This window comes from Streptomyces longisporus (assembly GCF_039532765.1).
Classification (GTDB): Bacteria; Actinomycetota; Actinomycetes; order Streptomycetales; family Streptomycetaceae; genus Streptomyces; species Streptomyces longisporus.
Genome location: NZ_BAAASG010000011.1, coordinates 486,232 through 501,922, shown reverse-complemented (window position 1 = coordinate 501,922; position 15,691 = coordinate 486,232). Strand labels below are relative to the sequence as shown.

Here is a 15,691-nt window from a genome sequence, read left to right as displayed (position 1 = left end):
CTGTGAACGCACCGCTCCTCACGGTTGCCGGAAACCGGGACAGGTGGGAGAGAAGAGGAGTATCTTGCCCGCCTGGCATATGCCAAACCGAAGTGGACCGTATTCACACCGGGTCGGCGGGGCCGCGCCCTTCGGCGCCGCTCATCAGGTCCCGCCCGTACTCGACCATCTTCTTGGCATAGTCCTCGGTCCACTCGGCGCGTTCCGCGATGGCCGCCGGCGTCAGCCGGTCGAACCGCCGGGGGTCCGCCAACTGCGCGGCCGCCATCGCCTGGAACTCCACCGCCCGGTCGGCCGCCGCGCGGAACGCCTGCGCCAGCTCCGTCGAGCGGGCCAGCAGCGCCCGCGGGTCGTCGATCGACTCCAGGTCGAAGAAGTGCTCAGGGTCGGAGGCCGCCTCCGCGGGCTCGAAGAGCAGGGGCGCGGGGCGTAGCCGCGGTTCGTTCCGACGCGGCGTGGGCTCCGCCATGTCTTCTCCTCCTCGTACGTCGCAATCGGCCCGTCCAGGACCACCGGGCCACCGTCCATTGTCCCGCGGCCACGCAAGTGGGCCCGGAACCCCAGGTCCCTCAAGTCCTGAACGCCACCCGATGTTCCCCGAGCCACACCGGCCCCATGCTCACGGCTGCCGGCTCACCCGGTGCTGGGCCAGCCGTGCCAGTACCGGGTGGTTCGCCTCCCAGCCGTCGGGGCTGTATCCATTGGCCGCCTCCGGCGGCGTGCCGGCCTCTGGCCGGCGGGCACGCGGCGGAGGGCTCGGCGGGGGTGGTTCGGCCTCCGGTGTCATGGCTGCCGGCTCACCCGGTGTTCGGCCAGCCGTGCCAGTACCGCGTGGTTCGCCTCCCAGCCGTCCGGGAACTTCACCAGCGTTCCCAGCTGCACCGGCTCCGTGGACGGGTAGTCGTCCAGGAGTTCGCTCACCCCCGCCCGGCAGATCACGATGCAGGCGTGGCGGTGGCGGGAGGCGAGGACGCACAGGCGGCCTGTTTCCAGGTGGAAGGCGGTGGCGTCGGGGCGGCCGGAGAGCGGGTGGAGGACCACCGTGACGTCGTACTCGCGGCCCTGGAGACGGTTCGCCGTGTCGACGGTGACGTCCGTGACGCCCAGCTCCGCGAGTGCCGCGCGGACGGCCGCCGCCTGGTCGCGGTGGGCCGTGCCGACGGCGATCCGGTCCGGGGTCAGCGGCATGGGCTCCTCGGGCGCACGCTCCGACGTGGCCTCGCCGCCCCGGTCCAGCAGCCGCCGTACGACCGTCGCCACCGCCCGCACCGCCTCGGGGTCCGTGCGCGGGGTGTGCCGCGCGGGCAGTTCCAGCAGCCCCCAGCCCGACTCGGCCGCCTCGTCGATCACCCGGTCGGGGCCGGAGCCGTCGGACGGGACGGTGAAGGCCAGGCGGCGGTCGCCGTGGTCCGTGCCGCTGCGGAAGGGCGTGTACGGGTAGAAGGCGTCCGAGACCAGCGGGGCCGCGGAGGCCGGGAGGCGCCAGGACACCGGCAGGCGGTGCTGCGGCAGTTCCGGGTTGTGGGCCAGAAGGGTGGTCACGGCGGAGGCCGACGGGTCGTAGGACAGGCCCGCCCACTGCTCGCTGCCGACGATGGAGAAGGGATCGAGCTGGCCCGGGTCGCCCACGAACAGCGCCCGCTCGAACAGCCCCGCCACGGCGAGCAGCGCGTCCGAGCGCATCTGGTACGCCTCGTCCACGATCGCGTGCCGCCACGGCTCGTCGACCTTCACATGTGCCCACTTCGCGGCCGTGGAGACGACGACCGAGAGGCCGGTCAGGTCGGCCGCCTTCGCCGACTTGCGGACGTTCGGCAGGTCGTCGAGCGCCTTGTCGTACGGGTCGGTGTCGCTGCTGTGGAGACGACCGACGGGGAGCTCCCGGTTCTTCTCCGCGAGCCGCAGCACGAGATCGTCGACCTGGGCGTTGGTCTGGGCGACGATCATCAACGGGCGCCCCGCGTCGGCCAGTTCGAGGGCCGCACGGACGACGAGCGTGGACTTTCCCGCACCGGGAGGGGAGTCGACGACCACGCCCCGGTGGGTGCCGTGCAGGGTGTCGCGGAGGATGGTGTCGGTGGCCTCGGCGGCCAGGGCGCCGGGGTCGAAGGCGGTGGTCACAGGACGTCCTCCGCGGTCAGGGGATCGGCGGCCTCCGCGGCGGCCTCGCCCGGCGGCCCGCCGTGCGTCCACGGCGTCTCCTCCGGGTCGGGCAGCTTCGGACCGCCCCGCTGCTCGTGCTCGAAGAGGGTGAAGCAGAGCCGGTCGCCCTTCTCGGGCACCGAGCCGGCCTCGGGCTCCTTGCCACGGCCCATCTTGTCGAGGACACGCAGCACGAGCAGATCCTCCGCCTCCCGCCCGACGAACTCCGCCGCCTGCGGCTTGCCGCCCAGCGAGCGGTACACCCTGACCCGCTCGCCCAGATGCGGGCGGTCCTCCGTCCGCACGGTGACCAGCGGGCGGGGGCTCGGCCGCTTGCCCTCGCTGTACGCCATCACGACATCCGTCACCTCCCCGGCGAACGCCTCCCCGGACAGCCGCCGCCCCGCCATCACCAGCGGATCGTCGAGCGCCTCCTGGGCCTCCAGCCGGGCCTGTTCGCGCTCGCGCGCGGCCAGCTTGTTGGCGGCGGTGACCGCGTCGTCGCGGCGCGGCTGCGGCGGCTCGCCCGCGACGATCCGGTCCCGGTGGCCGGTGAACGACCAGCGGTCGCGCGTCCACCGCTCCTCGACATGCGCCCCCTCGGGCAGCGCCCGCAGCAGGTCGAGGCCCTGCCACACCTTCTCCCAGGTGGGCAGGGTGCGGCTCAGCACCAGCTCACGGATCTCCCGCTCGGCGGCGGTCAGTTCACCGAGCCGGTCGTCCGCCTCCAGCCCGTCCTCGGCGACGGCGAGGGCGGTACGCGCGCGGTCGTAGCGCTCGATGGCGGGCGCGAGCAGCTTGTTGTCGAACGCCGGGTCCGTGGCCGGTCCGGCGGGCGGGCAGAGCAGTTGGCCCTTGGCGTCGCGGGCGAGCTCGGCGTGCAGCGCGGCCTCGGCGCCCGTCGAGCCCTCCGGAGGGTCGATCCACGCGAGCAGGGCGCCCAGGTGCTGGTCCTCCAGGGTGGACTGCCCGGTCGCCCAGTGCCGGGCCAGGACATCCGTCATCGCCAGCAGGAGGGACGATCCGGGGACGCGGGCACGCTCCCCGAAGTGCGTCAGCCAGCGGCCGAGCAACGGCACGCGCGGTGGCGCGGGATACGGCGCCTCCGGGTCCTGTTCCGCCGTACGCCTGAAGCGCATGGAGCGGCCGAGCAGCCGTACGAATTCGACGCCCGCCCGGCTCGGCACGATCAGCTGCGGGGCGTCCGCGCACAGCTCGACCTCGACCTTGATCCGCTTGCCGGTCTCCGGATCGGTCTCGTTCCGCTCGGCGGCCTCCACGTCCTCGGCGTACGCGTCGAGATACGGCAGCACGACGTCGGCCAGCTCGGCCAGGAACGTGAATCTGAGGTCGCGGTCGCGCGGCTGCGGTACGGCCAGCAGACGCGGCGCGTCCCGGTCGGTGCCGACGAGCGCGCCGAGCGGGGCGCCGGCCTCGCCCGCGGTGGTGAGCGGCACGAAGACCAGCGGCCGCTCGGACAGATGCCGGTGCCGGACGGTGGCGGCGGCTTGTGCCCGGCCGGTGCGCACCGCTTCCAGGCGGGCGAGGGTGGAGATCAGTGACACGGGGTGACCTCCTGACCGAGGGGAGCGAGGGCTTCGGCACGCAGGTGCGCCGCCCTCCGCAGGGCCGCCACTGCCGGGTCGTCCGGGTCGCCGCTCTCGCCACGGGCCGCCGACAGGACCTCCTCGACCGTCGTCAGGCCGCCCAGTTCGGCGCGGACCGAGCGGCCCAGGGAGGTCACCGCGCCGGCCGCGCGGGAGCGGTCGCGGCAGTGGAAGGCCAGCTCGCAGGCGGACAGGCACTCGGGTGCGTACGTCGCCGGGACTGACTCCACGGCCGAGGTCAGCTCGGCGGCGGGCAGCTCCGGGGAGAAGCAGGTGCCCTCGGGGAGCGCGTGGGCGATGTCCTCGATACGGGTGAGACGCGCCAGCTGGCGGCCGGTGACCGCGCGCTGCTTGCGCACGTCGACGGCCGAGGCGGTGGGGAGGTTGGAGAAGTCCTTGGGGCAGACGAGGAGGATCCGGTGCCGTACCTCGGGGGCGGGGTCGAGGCGGGCGGCGACCTCTTCCAGGGCGAGGACGTACACCGCCGCCTGGCGTGCCGCCGCGCCCACCTTCGCCGGGTCCGCGGAACCGTCCAGCATGGGGAAGGACTTGATCTCCACGACCGTCCAGCTGCCGTCGGGGTGCACCACCACGGCGTCCGGCTCCAGGAACGCGGGGGAGCCCGCCACGTCGAGCGCGAGCATCGGGTGGTCGAGGAGCGTCCAGCTGCCGGCGGCCGCGGTGGCCTCGCGCAGCGCCAGTGCCGTGCGGGCCGCGCGGCCCTCGGGGCCGGTCGCGGAGAGGTCCGGTACCTGCGCCTCGGCGGGCGGCTCCGCGCGCCGGTCCAGCTTCTCGTGCACCAGCTTGAGCAGCTCCGCGCCGCCGTCCGCCTTGACCTTCGCCTCGAACGCGTTGCCCCGCGTGAACGCGAACTGCGACTGCCCGAAGACCGAAGGGGAACCCAGCGCGCTCGCCACCGCCGCCTTGTTCACCCCGGCGCCGTCCAGGATCGCGCGCCGTCTGCACCCGGGGTTGGCGGCGAGGGCGGCCAGGGCGCGCGCGTCCAGCGCCTTGGCCGGTACGTCGGGACCGCGCAGCTCAGCGAGCCGCTGCCGGAGCGCTTTCCCCCGCGTCCGTGGGAGAGGCACCCGGCTCGGCTCCGGATCCGATCCGGGACTCGCGCTGCCGTGGAATTCGCTCACCCGCGGAAGTCTGGCATCCGGCACTGACAATTGAGGAACCTGCGACCTGAGCGCCCCCTGCGCCGAAGGCCAGCCGCTCCCTGATCCCGTCCGCGCCGCGCATGACGTACCGCGTCAGGAGCAGCCCGACGCCCATCACGGCCGCACCCGCGACCGCGTCGAGGAAGTAGTGGTTCGCGGTGCCCATGACCACGATCGTGGTGAGCAACGGGTAGGCGACGGCGGCGACCTTCGTCGTACGCGTCCTGCCGTACCGCCACAGCATGACCCCGCACCACAGGGCCCAGCCCACATGCAGGCTCGGCATGGCCGCGTACTGGTTCGTCATCCCCCCGAGGCCGCGCGGGGCGCTGGCCTCGCTGCCCCACCAGCCGTACGAGCTGTACTGGGCCATCGTGTCGACGAAGCCGTGGCCCGCGGAGAGCAGGCGCGGCGGGCAGGTCGGCAGCAGGGTGAAGCCGATCAGACCGATGAAGGTGGACGTCATCAGCCAGGTGCGGGCCGCGCGGTAGTGCACGGCGCGCGAACGGAACAGCCAGACCAGGATCGCCGGTGTGACCAGGTAGTGCAGCGATGCGTACCAGAAGTCCGCCGGGACGCCGAGCCACGCCTCGCGTGTGAAGAGCCGGTTGAGCGGGTGCTCGGCGTTGATGTGCAGGAACTTCTCGATGTGCAGGATCGTCACGCCGTGGTCGACGGCGCTCGAGGTGTCACCGCGGGCGAGGAGCCGGCCGGCCGAGTAGCAGGCGTACACCAGCAGGATCAGCGGCAGTTCGGTCCACCAGCGCAGACGGGAGTGCGGGGTTGCTGCCTCGATGCCCGGTGTCGTCTCGGTCCTCGGCATCCGATCGCCTCCCCCTTCTTTCTCGCGCGGCGCCCGGCCGGCCGGTCGTGCCACTTTACGGCGTACGTGCGCACCCGCTTCGGGCGCCCCGGCCCTCAAAGACGCAGAGATCGCCCGCCGGGTTGCCCGCCCCAAGGGTGCGCGATGATGGAGTGGTTCCGCCTGCGATTTCTCCCGGAAGGCTTTTCCGCTCATGGCACCGCGCATTCTGCTGGCCCGGCACGGACAGACCGCGTGGTCGCTGTCCGGCAAGCACACCGGCAGGACCGACGTGCCGCTCCTGGAGGAGGGCCGGCGCGGCGCCAAGCTGCTCGGCGAGCGGCTGCACCGGATGCCGTTCGAGGGGCTTCCCGGGGTCGCCGTGCGCACCAGTCCGCTGGCACGCGCGCGTGAGACGTGCGAGCTTGCCGGGTTCGGGGAGCGGGCGGTCGTGTGGGACACGTTGATGGAGTGGGACTACGGGGCGTACGAGGGGATGACGCCCGAGGAGATCCAGGGCGTGCGGCCGGGGTGGTTGATCTGGCGGGACGGGGTGCCCGGGGGTGAGTCGCTTGCCGAGGTGGCCTCGCGGGCGGATGAGGTGGTGTCTTGGGCGCGGGCTGAGGAGCGGGATGTGCTGGTGTTTGCCCACGGGCACATTTTGCGGTCCATCGGGGCTCGGTGGTTGGGGCTGCCGTTGGATTTCGCCGCGCGGATTCGGTTGAACCCGACGTCGTTGTCGGTGTTGGGGTGGGCTTATGGCGAGCCGGCCATCGAGAGCTGGAACGACCTGGGGCACTTGACCGGGGAGTGAGCTGTGCCGGGGGTGCCGCGACCGCCCGCAGCTGGGGCGGCAACGGCGGGCGGTCCGTAGCTACGGCGTTCGGGGCTGGTTGGCGTGGCGTTCCAGGAAGCCCGATACGCCCGATGCCCGGCGGTGGGGGAGAAGGACCCTTGCCGTTCCTGCCAGCATTGTCTGGACTCGGGAGGACTGGACCTGGTCCAGGAGGTCCAGTACCTGCATTCCGGCTGTTGCCGCCTCGTCCGGGCGGCCGCCTCTGGCCAGGTCGTCCGCCAGTTCCGCCGTGTACAGGGCGATATTGCGGGTGAAGTGCGGGTTCTGGAGCTGGGCCGCGCGGCGCGCGTGGCGTGCAGCGCGCTGCCAGTCGCCCAGCGTCGACCAGCACTGCGCCTCCAGGCCCTCCAGCTCGGCCTCCCCGTAGAAGCTCATCCACTCGGGGTCGGCGTCCGAGGGGCCTCGCTCGAAGAGGGTCTGTGCGCGGACGAGCGCCTGTTCGCAGGCGGTGCGGTCGGCGAGCCCCGCCCAGCCGCCCGCCTCGCGCAGCGCGAGCAGCGACATCAGGCGGGCGGAGCCGAGGGGGCGCGCGACGCGTTGTGCGGCCTGCGCGGCCCGGACCGCCTCGCGCGGGCGTCCGGCGTCGCGCGCGAGGAAGGCCGTGTTGCAGAAGGCGTGCGCCTCCAGGGCGTCGTCGCCGGTCATCCGGGCGGTCGCGAGCGCCTCCGCATAGTGCGATCGGGCATCGTCGAACCGCCCCGAGTCGTGCGCCAGCCAGCCCACGGAGATGGCGAGTTCACCGGCGCCCGAGTGGAGACGGTCGGCGGTCGTCTGCCGGGTCGCGCCGGCGTCCAGCAGCGCATAGGCGGCGCGCAACGGAGCCGACGCGCGCCGGTAGAGCCCGTCCGCGCCGTGCCGGTCGTCGAGCAGCCGGATTCTGCGTACGGCCTCTTCGAGCGCGTACGCGTCGTTCGCGCCGGGGCGGCGGACGGGACGTCCCGCTGCCGCGGCGTCGAAGGCGAGCCCGATCGGGCCCAGCGAGGCGGCGGCCACCGTGGCGCCACCGCCGGTCATGAATGCGCGACGCAGCACGTCGCTCTCCTCGTAGTTCTCGTGAAGCGCATGGCTCTCGTGGTGATGCCCATGCGGGTCGTAAGGGACTTGCGGGTGGTGAGGGACCTGCGGGTCCGGGTTGTCCTGCCTCTCATACGGCTCGTACGCCCCCGGTGTCTCACCGGTGGTGTGCGCCCGGCGTCCGCGCACGGACGAGCGGGGCGCGAAGCCCAGGTCGGTGAGGGTGCGGCCGGGGAACATGTGCAGGAACACCCGTTCGTATGCGTAGTTGGGGCAGCGGATCTCGCCCGCCTCGACCCGGCCGATGTAGCGCGCGTCGCAGCTGACCCGCTCCCCGATCTCGCGCGCGGCCCGGCGCACCGCGGCGGCGAACTCGGCCGGCGAGCGCTGTCCGCGCAACTGCCGGAAGACGAGGTTCGGCCGCGGTGGCCTGGGGGGCGTGGGCTGGGACGAGGTCAGCTGTGACGACGCCATGGCCGGGTCCTCTCGTGCGAACCGTCGAACCATGCCGGATTCAGGGTGGGTTGTCCGTGAAGAGCCCTGTCTCCAGCGGGGAAGAACGTACCTGCTGTGCCGGACTGCTCACGCTGTGTTTGGCTACAAACCGGATATCTCATACGGGATCTGCCATGAACTGCCATCCTTTGTGGCTGACTTCTGCCGTAGCCGTTGACGCGTGCGCCGCGTTGAACCCTGCGGACCGGGAGCCGCCCGACTCCCGACCCGCTTCGTTCAAGGAGGGGTTCCGTGGTGGAGGCCGGGATGGAGACCAGACAGAGCGTCGTTCCTCGTACGCCGCCCGCGACCGGGGCGCACGCCCCGGGGTGCGGCGAGCCGCCCCTTCCCGACGGTGCGTGCGACCTCGTCACCGTGCCGACCCGGCAGGGGCTGGAGGCCGTCGACATCCTGCGGCGCGGCGCGGGCGACGCGGTCGGCCCCGTCCTGCACGACGACGACTGCAACACCCTGGGCTTCGTGGTGCCGCCAGGCACGGCCGCCGCCTGGGACGTCCCGGGCAGTACCTGTACGGAGACCGACGGCCGCGGTCTGAGGCTGAACCCCGAGCCGCCCGTGGCGGGCTCGGACTGGCTGCTCCCGCCCGGTGAGGCCGACCTCGCGACGGATCCGGCGGTGCTGCGTGCCGCCCTGGGCGAGGCGGCGCGGATCATCGAGGCCGCGGACAACTGCCGCTGACCTGGTCGCTCGTGCCACCCCGCGCAGGCGTGGCCGTCCGGCGCTGCCGATAATGGCGCAATGGGAAAGTCCAGGAACCCCCGGCGCGCAGGCGGCGGAGCCGAAGCGGTCGTCGAGGCCGTCGACGGCGGGCTCGCCGAGCTGATGCCCGACCGGGACCGGGCGCGGTCCTGGACGCTGCTGATCGACGGGGCGCCTCAGTCGCACGTCGATCTCGACGACCCCTCCTATCTCTCCTTCGAGTACCAGCGCCGGCTCGGGCATGTCATCGACCTCGTCGCACCGGCCGGGAAGCCCGTGCACGCCGTGCACCTCGGCGGTGGAGCCCTCACCCTCGCCCGTTATGTCGCCGCCACCCGCCCCCGCTCCACCCAGCAGGCCGTCGAGCGGGACGCCGCGCTCGTCCAACTGGTCCGCCGTGAGCTGCCGTTGGACCCGAACGCCCGCATCAGGGTGCGCTCCGTCGACGCCCGCGAAGGGCTCGCCAAGGTGCCCGACGGCTGGGCCGACCTCGTCATCGCCGATGTGTTCAGCGGCGCCCGCACCCCGGCCCACCTCACCTCGACCGAGTTCCTCGACGACGTCCGCCGGGTCCTGAAGCCGGGCGGCTGCTACGCCGCCAACGTCGCCGACGGGCCGCCGCTCGCCCACCTCCGCGGCCAGATCGCCACCGCTGCCGCCCGTTTCCCCGAACTCGCGCTGGTCGCCGATCCGACCGTGCTGCGCGGCAAGCGCTTCGGCAACGCGGTCCTCGTCGCCTCGGACGTCCCGCTGCCGGTCGCGGAGCTGACCCGCCGGGCCGCCTCCGACCCGCACCCCGGCCGCGTCGAACACGGCCGCGCACTCCTCGACTTCACCGGCGGGGCGACCCCGGTGACGGACGAGGCGGCGGTCGCGTCTCCCGCGCCGCCGCCCTCGGTGTTCCGTTGACCAGTTCCCTGCTAGTAGTTCCCGATCTCCACATGCGGCGGCCCGTCGTGCCAGGTGCAGATCACCGAGACCTTGTTCGTGCCCGAGGTGAACTCCACCCGGATCCAGGTCTCCGTCTTCCACGTCTGCATCGACCAGCCGGTGTCCGGGGTCGCCATGACGAGCGTCGCCGCACTCTTGCCGAGGTCGAAGACCACCCGCCCGCCGTCGGTGTCGTAGCTCTTGACCTGGCCGGATGAGGTGGGGGTCGGGGTGGGGCTCGAGGTCGGCGTCGTCGACGGCGTGGGCGCCGGGGAGGGCTTGCCCGACGTGCCCTTCGACGGTGACGGCGAGGGCCGCTTCGTCGACGACGCCAGCGGCTTCGACTCCTGCGTGGTCGCGTCCGCCGCCGTGATCGGCAGGGCGCGCGGCGGGTCGTACGCCGTGCCCGCCATCACCGTGTGGACACCCCACCAGGACAGCGTGACCGCCGCGCCCGTGGCGAGCGACCAAGCCAGTACGTGTACGAGTCCTCTGCGCATCGCGGGCCATACTGCCTCACGCGTCCCACGGGTGTCCCGTCCGTTGTCCACAACCGAAGAGTTGTCCACAGGCTCCGATGCGGCTGTTCCGCATGGCGTACGGTGCCGCGCATGGCAAGTGTGCTCGTGGTCGAGGACGACCAGTTCGTACGCTCGGCGCTGATCCGGCACCTGACCGATGCCGCGCACACCGTGCGCAGTGTCGGGACGGCGCTGGAGGCGCTGCGCGAGGTCGCCCATTTCCGTTTCGACGTGGTGATTCTGGACCTGGGACTGCCCGATCTGGACGGGTCCGAGGCCCTGAAGATGCTGCGCGGCATCACGGACGTGCCGGTGATCATCGCCACCGCGCGGGACGACGAGACGGAGATCGTCCGCCTGCTCAACGCGGGCGCCGACGACTACCTGACCAAGCCCTTCTCCGTCGAGCACCTGTCCGCGCGGATGTCCGCGGTCCTCCGACGGTCCCGGTCCTCCCCTTCGGACGCCTCGCCCTCCACGGTCCTGCGGGTCGGCGGCCTCACCGTCGACCCGCTGCGCCGCCAGGCCGAACTGGACGGCGTGCGGCTCGACCTCACCCGCCGCGAGTTCGACCTGCTCGCCTTCCTGGCGGGCCGGCCGGGCGTCGTCGTACCCCGCAAGGAACTCCTCGCCGAGGTGTGGCAGCAGTCCTACGGCGACGACCAGACCATCGACGTCCATCTGTCCTGGCTGCGGCGGAAGCTGGGCGAGACGGCGGCGCAGCCCCGCTATCTGCACACGCTCCGGGGCGTCGGCGTGAAGCTGGAGCCGCCGGGTGGGGAGCCGCCGCGATGAGATGGGCACTGGTCAAGGTCTGTCTGGCGGTCACCGCCATGGTCGTGGTCGCCTTCGCGGTGCCGCTCGGGCTCGTCATCAAGGAGATGGCCCGCGACCGCGCGTTCTCCAACGCCGAGCGGCAGGCCGCCGCGGTCGCCCCGGCACTGTCCATCACCACCGAGCGCGACCAGCTGGAGCGGGTCGTCGCCTCCGCGGGCTCGGACTCCGGGATGGCCGTGCACCTACCGGCGGCCGCCGGACAGCCCGCCCTCGACATCGGGCGGCAGCGCGCCGCCGGGGAGGACATCGCGACCGTGCGCAAACTGGGCCGCGCCTCCACCACCGCGGTCTCCGGCGGCTCCACGCTCCTCCAGCCGGTCGCGCTGAGCACCGGGGCCATAGCCGTCGTCGAGGTGTACGTCCCCGAGTCCGAGGTCAGCAACGGCGTCGGTACGGCGTGGGCGGTGCTCGCGGGTGTCGGGATCGCCCTGATCGTCGGATCCGTCGCGGTCGCCGACCGGCTGGGCGTACGGATGGTGCAGCCCGCGCAGAAGCTGGTCGAGGGCGCGCACGAGCTGGGGGAGGGGAAGCTCGGGGCAAGGGTGCCGGAGGAAGGGCCGACCGAACTGCGGCTGGCGGCGGTCGCGTTCAACTCCATGGCCGACCAGGTCGTACAACTCCTGGCGAACGAGCGGGAGTTGGCGGCGGATCTGTCCCACCGGCTGCGTACCCCGCTGACCGTGCTGCGGCTGAATGCGGCCTCGCTCGGTGACGGACCGGCCGCCGAGCAGACCCGGGCCGCCGTCGCCCAGCTGGAGCGCGAGGTCGACACCATCATCCGCACGGCCCGGGACGCCAAGCCGCAGACCGCGGCCGCCGGTCCCGGCGCAGGATGCGACGCGGCCGAGGTGGTCCGCGAGCGGATGGCGTTCTGGTCGGCGCTCGCCGAGGACGAGGGCCGCAAGTGGCGGATGGCCGGCGCCGACCGTCCGGTGCGCATACCCGTGGCCCGGGCGGACCTCGCGGCCGCGCTGGACGCGCTGCTCGGCAACGTCTTCCGGCACACCGCCGAGGGCACGGCCTTCGCGGTCGACCTGCACAACGGCGAGGACGCCGTGATCGTGCTGGTCTCCGACGCCGGTCCCGGGATCCAGGACCCCGAGGCCGCCATGGCGCGCGGGCGGGGCTCCGGCAGCGACGGATCCACCGGACTCGGCCTGGACATCGTGCGCCGGCTCGCCGAGTCGACCGGCGGTGACGTGCGGATCGGGTCCTCGGTCCTTGGCGGGACCGAGGTGCGGATCTGGATCCAGCTGGACGGGCGGGAGCGGACGCCAGGGCGGGGCCACCGCTCCGTACGGCGACGCAGACAGAAGAAATTGGTCTCTACCTTTAACCGTCCCCGATCCCTTCCTTAAGCGCACCCTAAGATCCTCAACCCCCGTCCGGATCAGGCACTTTGCCCGATTCCGGCTCGCTAGCGTGCTGCCGCACCCGACCCCCCGAACCATGAAGGCAGGCACACGCATGAGCACGCACCGGCGCAGGATCAGTGGCAGGAACAAGGCGATCGGCGGAGCTGTCGCCGCGGCCGTGATCGGTGGCGGTGCGCTCCTGCTCACCGGTACCGCACAGGCGGCCGGTGTGGCCGCCGCGTACACGAGGACCAGTGACTGGTCGACCGGCTACACCGCGCAGTACGTCGTCACGAACAACACCGGCCAGACGGAGAAGAGCTGGAAGCTGGAGTTCGACCTGCCGTCCGGCGCCAAGCTGAGCTCGCTGTGGAACGCCGAGTCCAGCGTGAGCGGGCAGCACGTCACCGTCACACCGGCCAAGTGGGACACCGACGGCCTCGCGCCCGGCAAGTCCGTCACCGTCGGCTTCGTCGTCAACGGCACCGGCAACCCGAGCAGTTGTCTGGTCGACGGCGCCCAGTGCTCCGCGGACGACGGCCCGACGCCCGAGCCGAGCGGCCGCCCGACACAGTCCCCGACACCCACCCCCACGCCGACTCCCACCAGGACGGCGCCCCCCACGGCCACCCCCACGCCGACCCAGAGCTCCGGCACCGGCACCACGGCGAGCGCCGGTTTCGCCCCCTACGTCGACACCTCTCTCTACCCCGCCTTCGACCTCCTCGCGAGCGCCGACGCGACCGGCGTGAAGAACTACAACCTCGCCTTCGTCACCGACGGCGGCGGCTGCACACCCAAGTGGGGCGGCGTGACCGACCTCGGTAGCGACGGGGTCGCCTCCCAGATCGGAGCGCTGCGCGCCAAGGGCGGTGACGTCAGGGTCTCCTTCGGCGGCGCCTCCGGTTCAGAACTGGCGACGACGTGCTCCTCGGCGGACGCGCTGGCGGCGGCGTACGGCAAGGTCGTGGACCAGTTCAAGCTGACCAAGGTCGACTTCGACGTCGAGGGCGGTGCGCTCCCGAACGCCACGGCGAACACGAACCGCGCGAAGGCGATAGCCAAGCTCCAGGCGGCCCACCCCGACCTGGACGTCTCCTTCACCCTCCCGGTCATGCCCGAGGGCCTCACCCAGGACGGCGTGAACCTCCTCTCCGACGCCAAGTCCAACGGCGCGAAGATCGACACCGTCAACATCATGGCCATGGACTACGGCGCCTCCTACAGCGGCGACATGGGCACCTACGCCGAGCAGGCGGCCACGGCCACGCAGGCGCAGGTCAAGAGCGTGCTGGGCCTCTCCGACGCCGCCGCCTGGAAGACGGTCGCGGTCACCCCGATGATCGGCGTCAACGACATCTCGTCCGAGATCTTCAAGGTCGACGACGCCACCCAGCTGACGGCCTTCGCCAAGTCCAAGGGCCTCGGCGGCCTCTCGATGTGGTCGGCGACCCGCGACAAGCAGTGCGCAGGCGGCACCAAGCCCACCGCCGACGCCACCTGCAGTTCGATCACCCAGGACACGTTCGCCTTCTCGAAGGCGTTCGGCGCCTTCAACTGACCGGCACCCAACGGGGGTTGACGCGCCCCGGCCGGACTTCCCCCCCGCCGGCCGGGGCGCGGCGTCCCCCTCGGCCGCCGCGCCCAGGCCCCCGCATGGGCGGCCCGCAGCGCTCAGTCGGCCTCCGCCGCAGGCAAGGTCCCCGTCCGGGCAGCCTGCCCATACCAAAGGGCACTCGACTTCGGCGTGCGGGTAAGCGTGGCGTAGTCGACGTACACCGCCCCGAAGCGCTTCTCGTAGCCGTACGCCCACTCGAAGTTGTCCATCAGGGACCACAGGTAGTAGCCGCGCACGTCCGCGCCGTCGGTGATCGCCCGGCGTACCGCCGCGAGGTGCTTCTCCAGGTAGGCGATGCGCTCGGGGTCGTGGACGCGGCCGTCGGGGTCGGGCTTGTCGTCGTAGGCGGCGCCGTTCTCGGTGATGTACAGCGGCAGGCCCGGGGCCTCGCGGGTGTACCGCATGATCAGCTCGTGCAGACCCGTCGGGTCGATCGTCCAGCCCATTTCGGTGCGCTCGCCGGGCGTCTGGTGGAAGGCGACGTCGTCCGCGCCCGGCCACGGGGAGTGGTCGCTGGCGCCGTGGCCGTCGGCGCGCGGGCCGGTCGCGTCCGCGTCGGTCGCCGAGACCAGCGCGGGTGTGTAGTAGTTGAGGCCCAGCGCGTCCAGCGGCTGGTTGATCGCCTGCAGGTCGCCGTCGAGGACGTACGACCAGTCGGTGACCAGTTCGGTCGCCGTGAGCAGCGACTCCGGGTACGCGCCGTGCAGGATCGGGCCGTGGAAGACGCCGTTCGCCAGGTCGTCGATCTTCCGCACCGCCGCCAGATCCGCCGGGTCCTGCGGGGAAAGGGGCCTGACCACCGAGGAGTTGAGGCTGAGCGCGACCGAGTTGCGGGCCGGCATCACCGACCGCAGGGCCGAGGTGCCGAGCCCGTGCGCCAGGTTCAGGTGGTGCGCGGCCCTCAGCGAGGCCTCCGGGTCCGTCCGGCCCGGTGCGTGCACCCCGGAGCCGTAGCCCAGGAACGCGCTGCACCACGGCTCGTTGAGGGTGATCCACTGCTCCACCCGGTCGCCCAGCGCCTCGCCCACGATCTGGGCGTACTCGGCGAACCTGAGCGCCGTGTCCCGCTCCGGCCAGCCGCCCGCGTCCTCCAGCTCCTGCGGCAGGTCCCAGTGGTAGAGCGTGACGGCCGGCTTGATGCCGCGCTCGAGCAGCTCGTCGACCAGCCGCCGGTAGAAGTCCAGGCCGACCTGCACCGCGGGCCCCCGGCCCGTCGGCTGCACCCGGGACCAGGAGATCGAGAAGCGGTACGCGGACAGGCCCAGCTCGGCCATGAGGGCCACGTCTTCGCGGTACCGGTGGTAGTGGTCGACAGCGATGTCACCGTGCTCGCCGCCGGCGGTCTTGCCCGGCGTATGACTGAAGGTGTCCCAGATCGAGGGCGTACGACCGCCCTCCCGCACCGCCCCCTCGATCTGGTACGCGGAGGTCGCGGCACCCCAGAGGAAGGCGGGGGGAAAGGTCACCGGGGTCGCCGGCTGTACGGACTCAGGCATGGAAGCGCTCCCATAAGTGGTCGTCGTGACCGAAGAGTTGGAGGGGGAGTGGGGGAAGGAGAGGGGGAGGAGGAAAGGGGGCCGAGACGGCGCTGACCCGGCCCCGGGGGGACGTACCACGACGTACGGCAGAGT

14 protein-coding genes are annotated in these 15,691 nt (G+C 72.5%); 6 read left to right on the top strand and 8 right to left on the bottom strand.

Annotation, left to right across the window (positions count from 1 at the left end; genetic code table 11):
* Nucleotides 1–103 precede the first annotated feature (103 nt).
* The 5 genes from ABD355_RS24715 to ABD355_RS24695 form a co-directional block, all read right to left on the bottom strand.
* Nucleotides 104–469, bottom strand: coding sequence for a hypothetical protein (locus ABD355_RS24715; protein WP_344402787.1), 366 nt, complete (start codon nt 467–469; stop codon nt 104–106).
* A 314-nt stretch (nt 470–783) separates the two neighbouring features.
* Complete coding sequence (locus tag ABD355_RS24710) at nt 784–2,121, bottom strand: AAA domain-containing protein (RefSeq protein ID WP_344402786.1); 1,338 nt, start codon at nt 2,119–2,121, stop codon at nt 784–786.
* A complete protein-coding gene (locus ABD355_RS24705) occupies nt 2,118–3,707 on the bottom strand; it encodes a hypothetical protein (protein ID WP_344402785.1) in 1,590 nt (529 codons plus the stop codon). Before ABD355_RS24705 ends, ABD355_RS24710 begins: the two co-directional genes overlap by 4 nt.
* Nucleotides 3,698–4,837, bottom strand: a complete 1,140-nt coding sequence (locus ABD355_RS24700) for a hypothetical protein (protein WP_344402784.1) — start codon at nt 4,835–4,837, stop codon at nt 3,698–3,700. The genes ABD355_RS24705 and ABD355_RS24700 overlap by 10 nt, the downstream gene beginning before the upstream one ends.
* Entirely contained in the window at nt 4,788–5,735 is a 948-nt protein-coding gene (locus tag ABD355_RS24695; RefSeq protein WP_344402783.1) for a phosphatase PAP2 family protein, read from the bottom strand. Before ABD355_RS24695 ends, ABD355_RS24700 begins: the two co-directional genes overlap by 50 nt.
* A gap of 193 nt (nt 5,736–5,928) precedes the next feature.
* Between ABD355_RS24695 and ABD355_RS24690 the strand changes: the two genes are divergently transcribed.
* A complete protein-coding gene (locus ABD355_RS24690; RefSeq protein ID WP_344402782.1) occupies nt 5,929–6,528 on the top strand; it encodes a histidine phosphatase family protein in 600 nt (199 codons plus the stop codon).
* A 60-nt stretch (nt 6,529–6,588) separates the two neighbouring features.
* On the opposite strand, the gene ABD355_RS24685 is transcribed toward ABD355_RS24690, so the two are convergent.
* Nucleotides 6,589–8,058: an NsdA family TPR-like regulatory protein gene (locus tag ABD355_RS24685; RefSeq protein ID WP_344402781.1), complete on the bottom strand. Its 1,470-nt coding sequence runs from the start codon at nt 8,056–8,058 to the stop codon at nt 6,589–6,591.
* Nucleotides 8,059–8,346: 288 nt separating this feature from the next.
* On the opposite strand from ABD355_RS24685, the gene ABD355_RS24680 reads away from it, so the two are divergent.
* Both ABD355_RS24680 and ABD355_RS24675 read left to right on the top strand, forming a co-directional pair.
* Complete coding sequence (locus ABD355_RS24680; RefSeq protein WP_344402780.1) at nt 8,347–8,778, top strand: hypothetical protein; 432 nt, start codon at nt 8,347–8,349, stop codon at nt 8,776–8,778.
* A gap of 60 nt (nt 8,779–8,838) precedes the next feature.
* A complete protein-coding gene (locus ABD355_RS24675) occupies nt 8,839–9,708 on the top strand; it encodes a spermidine synthase (RefSeq protein ID WP_344402779.1) in 870 nt (289 codons plus the stop codon).
* A gap of 11 nt (nt 9,709–9,719) precedes the next feature.
* Here the strand turns inward: ABD355_RS24675 and ABD355_RS24670 are convergent, their stop codons facing one another.
* Entirely contained in the window at nt 9,720–10,229 is a 510-nt protein-coding gene (locus tag ABD355_RS24670) for a hypothetical protein (protein WP_344402778.1), read from the bottom strand.
* A gap of 111 nt (nt 10,230–10,340) precedes the next feature.
* Here ABD355_RS24670 and ABD355_RS24665 point away from each other — a divergent pair, with 111 nt between their 5' ends.
* The 3 genes from ABD355_RS24665 (at nt 10,341) to ABD355_RS24655 (ending at nt 14,003) form a co-directional block, all read left to right on the top strand.
* Complete coding sequence (locus ABD355_RS24665; protein WP_344402777.1) at nt 10,341–11,045, top strand: response regulator transcription factor; 705 nt, start codon at nt 10,341–10,343, stop codon at nt 11,043–11,045.
* On the top strand, nt 11,042–12,445 hold the full coding sequence (locus tag ABD355_RS24660; protein ID WP_344402776.1) for a sensor histidine kinase: 1,404 nt from the start codon (nt 11,042–11,044) through the stop codon (nt 12,443–12,445). The genes ABD355_RS24665 and ABD355_RS24660 overlap by 4 nt, the downstream gene beginning before the upstream one ends.
* Nucleotides 12,446–12,554: 109 nt before the next feature.
* Nucleotides 12,555–14,003: a glycoside hydrolase family 18 protein gene (locus ABD355_RS24655; RefSeq protein WP_344402775.1), complete on the top strand. Its 1,449-nt coding sequence runs from the start codon at nt 12,555–12,557 to the stop codon at nt 14,001–14,003.
* A 113-nt stretch (nt 14,004–14,116) separates the two neighbouring features.
* Here ABD355_RS24655 and ABD355_RS24650 read toward each other — a convergent pair whose 3' ends face one another.
* Nucleotides 14,117–15,556, bottom strand: a complete 1,440-nt coding sequence (locus ABD355_RS24650; RefSeq protein WP_344402774.1) for a GH1 family beta-glucosidase — start codon at nt 15,554–15,556, stop codon at nt 14,117–14,119.
* Nucleotides 15,557–15,691: the final 135 nt, after the last annotated feature.

Coding starts and splice junctions, on each gene's coding strand:
- ABD355_RS24675 (WP_344402779.1), top strand. CDS start 8,839: ATGGGAAAGTCCAGGAACCCCCGGCGCGCAGGCGGCGGAGCCGAAGCG.
- ABD355_RS24665 (WP_344402777.1), top strand. CDS start 10,341: ATGGCAAGTGTGCTCGTGGTCGAGGACGACCAGTTCGTACGCTCGGCG.
- ABD355_RS24690 (WP_344402782.1), top strand. CDS start 5,929: ATGGCACCGCGCATTCTGCTGGCCCGGCACGGACAGACCGCGTGGTCG.
- ABD355_RS24650 (WP_344402774.1), bottom strand. CDS start 15,556: ATGCCTGAGTCCGTACAGCCGGCGACCCCGGTGACCTTTCCCCCCGCC.
- ABD355_RS24670 (WP_344402778.1), bottom strand. CDS start 10,229: ATGCGCAGAGGACTCGTACACGTACTGGCTTGGTCGCTCGCCACGGGC.
- ABD355_RS24685 (WP_344402781.1), bottom strand. CDS start 8,058: ATGGCGTCGTCACAGCTGACCTCGTCCCAGCCCACGCCCCCCAGGCCA.
- ABD355_RS24695 (WP_344402783.1), bottom strand. CDS start 5,735: ATGCCGAGGACCGAGACGACACCGGGCATCGAGGCAGCAACCCCGCAC.
- ABD355_RS24680 (WP_344402780.1), top strand. CDS start 8,347: ATGGAGACCAGACAGAGCGTCGTTCCTCGTACGCCGCCCGCGACCGGG.
- ABD355_RS24655 (WP_344402775.1), top strand. CDS start 12,555: ATGAGCACGCACCGGCGCAGGATCAGTGGCAGGAACAAGGCGATCGGC.
- ABD355_RS24715 (WP_344402787.1), bottom strand. CDS start 469: ATGGCGGAGCCCACGCCGCGTCGGAACGAACCGCGGCTACGCCCCGCG.
- ABD355_RS24660 (WP_344402776.1), top strand. CDS start 11,042: ATGAGATGGGCACTGGTCAAGGTCTGTCTGGCGGTCACCGCCATGGTC.